Origin of the sequence: Enterobacter sp. BRE11 (assembly GCF_031844285.1) — a bacterium.
In the GTDB taxonomy this organism is placed as follows: Bacteria; Pseudomonadota; Gammaproteobacteria; order Enterobacterales; family Enterobacteriaceae; genus Pantoea.
In genome coordinates this window covers 280,612-290,748 of the sequence record NZ_JAUZUX010000004.1, presented here as the reverse complement: position 1 = coordinate 290,748, position 10,137 = coordinate 280,612, and the positions used below count along the sequence as shown (strand labels likewise).

Annotated in this window: 7 protein-coding genes; 6 read left to right on the top strand and 1 reads right to left on the bottom strand. The window is 57.4% G+C overall.

The window, feature by feature from the left end:
• Window positions 1-93 precede the first annotated feature (93 nt).
• The gene (ycaO, locus tag Q9R34_RS06565; protein WP_485892850.1) at window positions 94-1,854 is read right to left on the bottom strand and encodes a 30S ribosomal protein S12 methylthiotransferase accessory factor YcaO; all 1,761 of its coding nucleotides are present in this window, start codon (window positions 1,852-1,854) and stop codon (window positions 94-96) included.
• Window positions 1,855-2,164: 310 nt separating this feature from the next.
• Between ycaO and serC the strand changes: the two genes are divergently transcribed.
• The 6 genes from serC (at window position 2,165) to Q9R34_RS06535 (ending at window position 10,123) form a co-directional block, all read left to right on the top strand.
• Window positions 2,165-3,250 carry a 3-phosphoserine/phosphohydroxythreonine transaminase gene (gene serC / locus Q9R34_RS06560; protein ID WP_485892849.1) on the top strand — a complete coding sequence of 362 codons (1,086 nt, stop codon included), beginning with the start codon at window positions 2,165-2,167 and terminating at the stop codon, window positions 3,248-3,250.
• 86 nt (window positions 3,251-3,336) lie between these two features.
• On the top strand, window positions 3,337-4,623 hold the full coding sequence (gene aroA, locus Q9R34_RS06555) for a 3-phosphoshikimate 1-carboxyvinyltransferase (protein WP_485892847.1): 1,287 nt from the start codon (window positions 3,337-3,339) through the stop codon (window positions 4,621-4,623).
• A 200-nt stretch (window positions 4,624-4,823) separates the two neighbouring features.
• Window positions 4,824-5,504 (top strand): (d)CMP kinase, encoded by a 681-nt coding sequence (cmk, locus tag Q9R34_RS06550; RefSeq protein ID WP_434124524.1) that lies wholly within the window; start codon window positions 4,824-4,826, stop codon window positions 5,502-5,504.
• Between the two features lie 124 nt (window positions 5,505-5,628).
• Window positions 5,629-7,302 (top strand): 30S ribosomal protein S1, encoded by a 1,674-nt coding sequence (gene rpsA, locus Q9R34_RS06545; RefSeq protein ID WP_048784670.1) that lies wholly within the window; start codon window positions 5,629-5,631, stop codon window positions 7,300-7,302.
• Between the two features lie 87 nt (window positions 7,303-7,389).
• On the top strand, window positions 7,390-7,674 hold the full coding sequence (gene ihfB, locus Q9R34_RS06540) for an integration host factor subunit beta (RefSeq protein ID WP_033751281.1): 285 nt from the start codon (window positions 7,390-7,392) through the stop codon (window positions 7,672-7,674).
• 205 nt (window positions 7,675-7,879) lie between these two features.
• Entirely contained in the window at window positions 7,880-10,123 is a 2,244-nt protein-coding gene (locus Q9R34_RS06535; protein ID WP_485892845.1) for a DNA internalization-related competence protein ComEC/Rec2, read from the top strand.
• Window positions 10,124-10,137 lie beyond the last annotated feature (14 nt).

Genomic DNA, 10,137 nt, shown 5'->3' with positions numbered 1-10,137 from the left:
AGAAATAATGATTAATATCGCTCGTAATAAAAAGGCGTCAATGGTATTGACGCCCTGGCTATTCAATTCAGCCTTTTGCAGCTGAACAGGTAATTACTTTTTCCAGAAACGACGTTTTGCCGCCTGAAGTTTTTCATAAGCCTGCAGCAGCGCCTGATGCGCCGGGAAAGCTTTGAGATCCTCGTCGACGGCCTGCAGACCGTAGAAGGGCGCTTCACCGCTTAGGGCCGCTGACGCCGCTTCCAGCGTCTCTGCACCGTACATGCGCGTGAAGGCGTGATGATACTGCAGGGGATCGCGCTCATCTTCCATCGCCAGCAGCAGCAGGGTTTGCAGACAGCGGTAGTAGTTGGCGCGTTCTGGCGAAAAGATTGAACCGTTGAACTCCATGGTCCATTCGGTCCAGATCAGCGCCTGATCCAGGTCGCCACCGGCCAGCGCCAGCATTGCCTTCAGCTCGCCGATGCGCAGCGTATACCAGCCGTTATCCTTACCGCTCGCCAGGCCCAGCAGTTCGCGCACGCGGGTAAAGTCGTCATGACCTTCCTCATCCAGTTGGGCAATCAGGTCGAGATACTCCTCCGGATTCCAGTTGCTGGCAGGCAGCGCCAGCAGCGTGTCGCGCAGGCCCGCGCCCATATTGTTATTCGCCAGCAGCAGATCTTCCGCCGGATAAATATCGGACATGCCTGGCACGATAATGCGGCAGGCGTAAACGCCCAGATGATCGTAATCCGCGATATAAACTTCCTGCCCTTCCTCGCGGAAGATCGCCATCAGGGTGGCGAATTCTTCCTGGGTCGTGCCGCTGAACGACCAGTCGACAAAGGGATAGTCCGCTTTCTCTTTGAAGAGATCCCAGGAGATGAGACCGCTGGAGTCGATAAAGTGCGTCTCAAGGTTGGCATGCTCGGCGACTTCTTCATCGTCGAAGGTGGGCGGCGTAAAGACGTCGAGGTCTTTCAGGCTGCGGCCCTGCAGCAGTTCGGTAACGGTACGCTCAAGGGCGACGCCAAAATCGGGATGCGCGCCGAAAGAGGCGAAACAGGTGCCGTTTTGCGGGTTGAACAGCACCACACAAATCACCGGATATTTGCCGCCCAGCGAGGCGTCGTAGGCAAAAATCGGGAAGCCTTCCGCTTCGAGGCGCGCAATTGCCTCCACCACGCCAGGATAGCGCTGCATCACGCTCTCAGGAATCGTCGGCAGGCTGATCGCTTCGGCGATAATGCGGTTTTTGATATAGCGTTCAAACACCTCGGAGAGACCCTGTACGCGGGCTTCGTTGGCGGTATTGCCCGCCGACATGCCGTTAGAGACGTACAGGTTGCCGATAATGTTCATCGGGATATAGACGGTCTGCTGGTCTGACTGACGGGTAAACGGCAGACCGCAGATGCCGCGCTCGGCGTTGCCGGACTGCAGATCCACGAGCTCCGGCGCAGTCAGCGCGTCGTCAGGATCGTAAAACGCGCGCAGGCGCGCATCCAGAATGCCTTCCGGCAGTGAGCCATCTGCCGGGATTGGGAACCATTTCTCGTCCGGATAGTGAACGAAATCACCGCTGGCGATCGATTTGCCCAGCCAGAAGTCGGCAAAGAAGTAGTTAGTCGAGAGACGCTCGAAATATTCGCCCAGCGCCGACGCCAGCGCGGCTTTCTTGCTGGCGCCTTTGCCGTTGGTAAAGCAGAGCGGACAATCGCGGTCGCGAATATGCACGGACCAGACGTGAGGAACCGGATTAAGCCAGGAGGCTTCTTCAATATTAAAGCCAAGGTCGGTCAGCTTTTGCTGGAAGCGCGCGATGGAATCTTCCAGTGCTGCGTCTTTACCGGGAATAAAGGTTTGCGTCATGGGACCGCTCTCTCATATATAGTGGGCGTAAAGCGCGCAATGATACGGACTTTGCCGCCGTGGCGCTATGAAGACGAGATAAATTTCTCCCCGGCATTATCCTGAAAGCGGCGAACCAAAAGGTCTCACTTTTCTCCCTGGGCGAGCTGCCTCACAAAATTTCGTGCTGTCTTACATTCGTAACATAAGCTGCGGCGCGACAAAGTCAGAAAATGTGATCCCTTCCTGATTTATCATTGCAGGCGCCATAAGGCAGTGATAAAACCGGTAAGCAATTCATAACCGTTCTGGATAACCGTGGTGAGGGGAAATGACGCAGATTTATAATTTTAGTTCCGGTCCAGCGATGCTGCCGGTTGAAGTGCTCCGTCGTGCAGAACAAGAACTGACAAACTGGCACGGTCTGGGGACCTCCGTTATGGAGATCAGCCATCGCAGCAAAGAGTTTCTCAAAGTAGCGGAAGAGGCGGAGCAGGACTTGCGCGATCTTCTGAAAATCCCGGCTAATTACAAAGTTTTATTCTGCCACGGCGGCGCGCGCGCGCAGTTTGCTGCGGTGCCGGGCAATCTGCTGGGCGAGGCGACCACAGCGGATTATGTTGAGGGCGGTTACTGGGCGCACAGCGCCATAAAGGAAGCGGAAAAATATTGCACGCCGCGTACCCTGGACGTCAAAACCACCCGTGACGGCAAGCGCGCTATCCTGCCGATGAGCCAGTGGGCGCTGAGCAGCGATGCCGCTTACGTGCACTACTGCCCGAACGAAACCATCGACGGTATCGCGATCGACGAACAGCCCGACTTCGGCGACAAAATCGTCGTCGCCGATCTCTCCTCTACTATTCTGTCGCGGCCGCTGGACATCAACCGCTACGGCGTGATCTACGCCGGCGCGCAGAAGAACATCGGTCCGGCTGGGTTGACCATTGTTATCGTGCGCGACGATCTGCTGGGCAAGGCCCGCCAGTCCGTTCCCTCTATTCTCGACTATCAGGTGCTGGCGGAGAACGACTCTATGTTCAATACGCCGCCCACCTTCGCCTGGTATCTCTCTGGCCTGGTGTTTAAGTGGCTGAAAGAGAAAGGCGGCGTCAGCGAAATCGACAAAATTAATCAGGCTAAAGCCGATCTGCTCTACGGTCTGATCGATAGCAACCCGTTTTACCGCAACGACGTCGCGGCGGAAAACCGTTCGCGTATGAACGTGCCGTTCCAGCTAGCGGACGCTGCGCTGGACAAGCTTTTCCTGGAAGAGTCGTTCAACGCGGGTCTGCATGCCCTGAAAGGTCACCGCGTAGTAGGCGGCATGCGCGCATCGATCTACAATGCGATGCCGCTGGAAGGCGTCAAAGCGCTGACCGACTTTATGGCCGACTTTGCACGTCGCCACGGTTAAGCCTGAGCTGTAGCGTTGGCGCTTGCGCCGACTTCAGACCCCGTCTCGCGGCGGGGTTTTGTCCTTTTCTGGAGATTTGGTTTCACATGCAGGACTCCCTGACTTTACAACCGATTGCACGCGTTGACGGCACCGTTAACCTGCCGGGTTCAAAAAGCGTTTCTAACCGCGCACTATTGCTGGCTGCGCTGGCGAAAGGCACCACGCGTCTGACGAACCTGCTGGATAGCGATGACGTTAAACATATGCTGAACGCCCTTAAGGCGTTGGGCGTCGATTTTACCCTCTCCGCCGACCGCACGCAGTGCGAGGTTGTGGGGCAGGCGGGGGCGCTGCGCGCCTCTCAGCCGCTGGAGCTTTTTCTTGGCAATGCGGGCACGGCGATGCGCCCGCTGGCGGCGGCGCTCTGTCTCGGCGAGCAGGATGTTATTCTGACCGGTGAACCGCGCATGAAAGAGCGTCCAATCGGACATCTGGTCGACGCGCTGCGTCAGGGTGGCGCGCAGATTGAGTATCTGGAGAACAGCGACTATCCGCCGCTGCGCCTGAAAGGCGGCTTTACCGGCGGCGACGTCAGCGTGGACGGCAGCGTCTCCAGCCAGTTTCTGACCGCGCTGCTGATGACCGCGCCGCTGGCGGAGCGCGATACCCGCATCGCCATTAAAGGCGAACTGGTTTCCAGACCTTATATCGATATTACGCTGCATCTGATGCGCTGCTTCGGCGTCGACGTCGAAAACCAGCAATACCAGCGGTTTATCATTAAAGGCCAGCAGCAGTATCAGTCGCCAGGCGACTATCTGGTGGAGGGCGACGCCTCTTCCGCCTCCTATTTTCTGGCTGCCGCCGCTATTAAAGGCGGAACCGTGCGCGTCACCGGCATCGGTCGCGACAGCGTGCAGGGCGATATCCGCTTCGCCGACGTGCTGGAAAAAATGGGCGCGACCGTTGAGTGGGGCTGCGACTACATCGCCTGTACCGCCGGCGAGCTTAACGGCATCGATATGGATATGAACCATATTCCCGACGCCGCGATGACCATCGCCACGGCGGCGCTGTTCGCGAAAGGCCCGACGCTGCTGCGCAATATCTATAACTGGCGCGTAAAAGAGACCGATCGCCTGGCCGCGATGGCAACCGAGCTGCGAAAAGTCGGCGCGGAAGTGGAAGAGGGGCATGATTTTATCCGCATCACGCCGCCGGAAAAACTGCGTCACGCGGAGATCGGCACCTATAACGATCACCGCATGGCGATGTGCTTCTCGCTGGTGGCGCTCTCTGATACGCCCGTGACTATTCTCGATCCCGGCTGTACGGCGAAAACCTTCCCCGACTATTTTCAGCAGCTGGCTAAAATCAGCCAGAACGCCTGATTTTCACCGTGCCGGAGAGCGAGGCTTTCCGGCAATCTCACTGCCTCTGGCCTTACTGACCAAGATATGTTCTGAATCTGCTGCAATTTATAGCGATGTCTCCGCTAAAAGGTAACGACATTAGCCTGGGCCGCGTATAATGCTTCCTGTTCTGAACAGCCTGAAGGCTGGACTATTTCGCGCAGCAACAGGAGAGAATAATGACGGCAACTGCCCCGGTTATAACTGTCGATGGACCCAGTGGCGCAGGCAAAGGCACGTTGTGCAAAGCGATGGCGGAGGCGCTGCAGTGGCATCTTCTCGATTCCGGCGCTATCTATCGCGTTCTGGCGCTGGCTGCGCTGCACCATCAGGTGGATATTGAAGCTGAAGAGGCGCTGGTGCCGCTGGCGGCTCATCTGGACGTGCGTTTTGTCTCGCAAGAGGGCGAACTGCGGGTCATCCTGGAGGGCGAAGAGGTCACTGGCGAAATCCGCACGCAGGAAGTCAGCAACACCGCGTCGCGCATCGCCGCTTTTCCCCGCGTGCGTGAAGCGCTGCTGCGCCGTCAGCGCGCCTTTCGCGACGAGCCTGGCTTAATCGCCGACGGCCGCGATATGGGCACGGTGGTTTTCCCTGACGCGCCGGTAAAAATTTTCCTCGACGCCAGCCCGGAAGAGCGCGCCCAGCGCCGTATGCTACAGTTGCAGGAAAGCGGCTTTAGTGTTAACTTTGATCGCCTTTTAGCCGAGATAAAAGAACGTGATGACCGCGATCGCAACCGCGCCATTGCGCCTTTAGTCCCCGCCGCCGATGCGCTGGTTCTGGATTCAACGCAGTTGTCCATCGAACAAGTCATTGATCAGGCGCTGGAATATGCCCGCACAACGCTGGGCATTTAATCTTTTCGGCCAAACAGAATTGCAGTAACCCTGTGCCAGGGAAAGCGCGCAGGGCATGTGAAACAACCCCATCCGACAATGACGTCAGGTGGACGTTAAATTGAAGAATCCTAAGATTATCAATATGACTGAATCTTTTGCTCAACTCTTTGAAGAGTCCCTGAAAGAAATCGAAACCCGCCCGGGTTCCATCGTTCGTGGCGTTGTTGTCTCTATCGACAAAGACGTCGTTCTGGTTGATGCGGGTCTGAAATCTGAGTCTGCCATTCCGGCAGAGCAGTTCAAGAACGCAGCCGGCGAACTGGAAATTCAGGTTGGTGACGAAGTTGACGTTGCCCTGGATGCAGTGGAAGACGGCTTCGGTGAAACCCTGCTGTCCCGTGAGAAAGCTAAACGTCATGAAGCCTGGATCACGCTGGAAAAAGCTTACGAAGACGCTGAAACTGTTACCGGTGTTATCAACGGCAAAGTTAAAGGTGGCTTCACAGTTGAGCTGAACGGTATTCGTGCGTTCCTGCCAGGTTCACTGGTTGACGTGCGTCCGGTACGCGACACGCTGCACCTGGAAGGCAAAGAGCTTGAATTTAAAGTAATCAAGCTCGATCAGAAGCGTAACAACGTCGTGGTTTCACGCCGCGCAGTTATCGAATCTGAAAACAGCGCTGAGCGCGATCAGCTGCTGGAAAACCTGCAGGAAGGCATGGAAGTCAAAGGTATCGTTAAGAACCTCACTGACTACGGCGCATTCGTTGATCTGGGCGGCGTCGACGGCCTGCTGCACATCACCGACATGGCGTGGAAACGCGTTAAGCATCCGAGCGAAATCGTCAACGTGGGCGACGAAATCACTGTTAAAGTGCTGAAGTTCGACCGCGAGCGTACCCGTGTATCTCTGGGCCTGAAACAGCTGGGCGAAGATCCGTGGGTGGCTATCGCTAAGCGCTACCCGGAAGGCACTCGCCTGACCGGTCGTGTAACCAACCTGACTGATTACGGCTGCTTCGTGGAAATCGAAGAAGGCGTTGAAGGCCTGGTACACGTTTCTGAAATGGACTGGACCAACAAAAACATCCACCCGTCTAAAGTTGTTAACGTGGGCGACGTGGTTGAAGTTATGGTTCTGGACATCGACGAAGAGCGTCGTCGTATCTCCCTGGGCCTGAAGCAGTGCAAAGCCAACCCGTGGCAGCAGTTTGCTGAGACCCACAACAAGGGCGATCGCGTTGAAGGTAAAATCAAGTCAATCACTGACTTCGGTATCTTCATCGGCCTGGACGGCGGCATCGACGGCCTGGTTCACCTGTCTGACATCTCCTGGAACGCGACTGGCGAAGAAGCCGTTCGTGAGTACAAAAAAGGCGACGAAATCGCTGCCGTTGTACTGCAGGTTGACGCAGAGCGTGAGCGCATCTCTCTGGGCGTGAAACAGCTGGCTGAAGATCCGTTCAACAACTACATCACCCTAAACAAGAAAGGCGCCATCGTTACTGGTAAAGTAACGGCAGTTGACGCTAAAGGTGCTACAGTTGAACTGGCAGACGGCGTTGAAGGTTACCTGCGCGCTTCTGAAGCTTCACGTGACCGCGTTGAAGACGCAACTCTGGTTCTGAATGTTGGCGACGATGTTGAAGCTAAATTCACCGGCGTTGATCGTAAAAACCGCGTTGTTAGCCTGTCTGTCCGTGCGAAAGACGAAGCTGACGAGAAAGATGCCATCGCGACTGTGAACAACAAGCAGGAAGAAAGCAATTTCTCCAATGCTATGGCTGAAGCGTTCAAAGCAGCTAAAGGCGAGTAATCGACCCGAAGCGACCGGGCAGGAAAATCTGCCCGGTTACGGTAGCAAGCTGTCATACCTTTCCCACAAGGATTAACCGGAGGTTACATGACCAAGTCAGAACTGATTGAAAGACTTGCTGGCCAGCAGACTCATATTCCGGCGAAAGTCGTTGAGGATGCTGTAAAAGAGATGCTGGAGCACATGGCCACTACGCTGGCCCAGGGCGAACGCATTGAAATCCGGGGATTCGGCAGCTTTTCTTTGCATTACCGCGCACCGCGTACGGGCCGTAACCCGAAAACGGGCGACAAAGTGGAACTGGAAGGTAAATACGTTCCCCACTTTAAGCCGGGCAAAGAGCTGCGAGACCGTGCAAACATTTACGGTTAAGCCGTAATCGAACGCAGAAACGACATCTCAGGATGTCGTTTTTTTTTGCCCGCCGTTTCTTTGCGAGCCAGCCTGACACTCTCTGTATTCGTACTGAAATCTCCCACTTTTTTTGCAGCGCCGCGCTAAAGCGCGCCAGCCTGCGCCTGACCGCGCGCCGCATTATCTGCATACTCTCAGCGTGTTAAACCGGGACGAGAGCAAGATGACAGCGACGCTTATTGCCAGAATCGCCACTCTTGCCGCGCTGCCGCTGCTGTTTCTTCCCCAGCTTCCATCAGCAACAGGCATCACGGCGCTCGCCTGCACAGGCATGCTGCTGCTGTGGTCGCCGTCCGCCTGGCTGCGCATGGCGGCGATCGCGCTGCTGCTATGCAGCTGGATGCTGGGAGCTGCGCGCTCAGCCGTCACTGCGATAGAAACCGCTAGCGCCGCGCCTGCCACTTATAGCGTGCGCATTGATGAGGTTCAGCAAGAGAGACGACAAATTAAGGTGCAGCTGCTAAAGCGAGAAGGGCGCTATCTGTTTCCGCCGCGTTTCGCCTGGCTGTCGCTCGGAGAGAGCGAGCAGGTCTGGTGTCCCGGTCAGCGCTGGTCGATGCAGCTCAGCCTGCGGCCCGTACACGCTAAGCTTAATGAAGGCGAGTTCGATGCGCAGCGTTTTGCGCTGGCGAATCACATGGGGCTGCGAGGGCGCATTCAGCAGCAGCAGCCTGAATCCCTGGCCTGTAGCTGGCGCTGGCGGCTGATCCTGCGCGACCTGCCGACAATTAACACGCTGGAGCAGCGCGCCGTTATCGAGGCGCTGGCCTTCGGGGAGCGGGCGGAAATGAGCGACGCGCTGCGTCAGCTACTGCGGCAAACCGGCACGGCGCATCTGATGGCGATTTCAGGCATGCATATCGCGCTGGCCGCCAGCAGCGGCTGGTTAATGGCGCGCGCGGTTCAGCTGGCGCTGCCCGCGCGCCTTATCGGCTATCAGTTTCCCTTGCTGATGAACTGGCTGGCAGCAGCGCTCTATACCTGGATCTCCGGCAGCGGTGCGCCCGCTCAGCGGACGCTGTTTGGCCTGACGCTGTGGGGGGCTTTCCGCGTTAGAGGTGTACAGCTCAGCGGCTGGCAGGTCTGGAGCCTGTGCGTCGGTGGGCTACTGCTGTTCGATCCGCTTAACGTACTTTCAGAGAGCTTCTGGCTTTCAGCGCTGGCCGTTGCCACTTTGCTCACCTGGTATCGCTGGTTTCCCCTGCCGGTGCGCTGCCGCCGCGGCTGGCGCTGGCTGCCGGTTCAGCTGCTACACCTTCAGCTCGGCATGATGCTGCTGATGGCGCCGCTTCAGGTCATGCTGTTCGAAGGCATCAGCCTCTCGGCGCTGGCGGCAAATATGCTAGCCATACCGGTCATCACGTTTATCAGCGTGCCCCTCATTTTGCTGGCGATATTGACGCCGGTCAGTGCTGTCTGCGCCACACTGTGGCGACTGGCTGACTTCTCTGTTATCTGGCTGATGAGGGCGCTAGAGGCTTTGCCGCACGGCTGGTGGGCATTCCATGACGCCGGCACGCTGGCGCTGCTGCTGTGGGGCGGCCTGATTATCTGGCGCGGCGCGCTGTTTTACGCGGCGCCGGTCAGCTGCGCCGCCGTCATTGCGGCGCTGCTGGTCTGGCGCTGGCCACACGACGAGCCGGGCTGGCATATCGATATGCTGGATGTCGGACAGGGGCTGAGCGTGGTTATTCGTCAGGGCAGGGAAGCGATGCTCTATGATACCGGTCCCGCGTGGGAAAACGGCAACGCCGGCGCGCGGCACATTATTCCCTGGCTAACGCGACAAGGGTTGCGCCTCAAAACAGTGGTGCTCAGCCATCGCCATCTCGATCACAGCGGCGGCCTCCAGGCGATAAGACGGCGCTGGCCCGAGGTACCGATACGCAGCGCTACGCTTGAGACCGATCATTTGCCCTGCGCACGCGGCGTGCGCTGGCGGTGGGGAGCCTTAAATATCGAAGCGCTGTGGCCACCAGCACGCTCGGCGGTCAGTAACAATAATGACTCTTGCGTGCTGCGCGTTGACGATGGCGTCACGCGGCTGCTGCTCATGGGCGATCTGGAGGCACCCGCGGAGCGGCAGCTGGTGGCACTCGAAAAAAGGGGGCTCAGAGCCGATATCATCCAGGTACCCCACCACGGCAGCCGTACCTCCTCAACGCCGCTGCTGCTGCGCAACGTCGGCGGACGTATCGCGATCGCCTCAATGGCACGCTACAACGCCTGGCGCATGCCGGTCAACAGCGTGCTGGAAAACTACCGCCGTGCGGGCTTCGCCTGGTACGACACCGCGCAGTTGGGGCAGATCAGCATTGCTATAAATGATGGGAAATTAAACGTTTCATCGCTGAGGAAGCAAATTTCGCCCCGCTGGTACCATCAGTGGTTTGGCGTCAAACGGTAATCCAGGTAGAATGA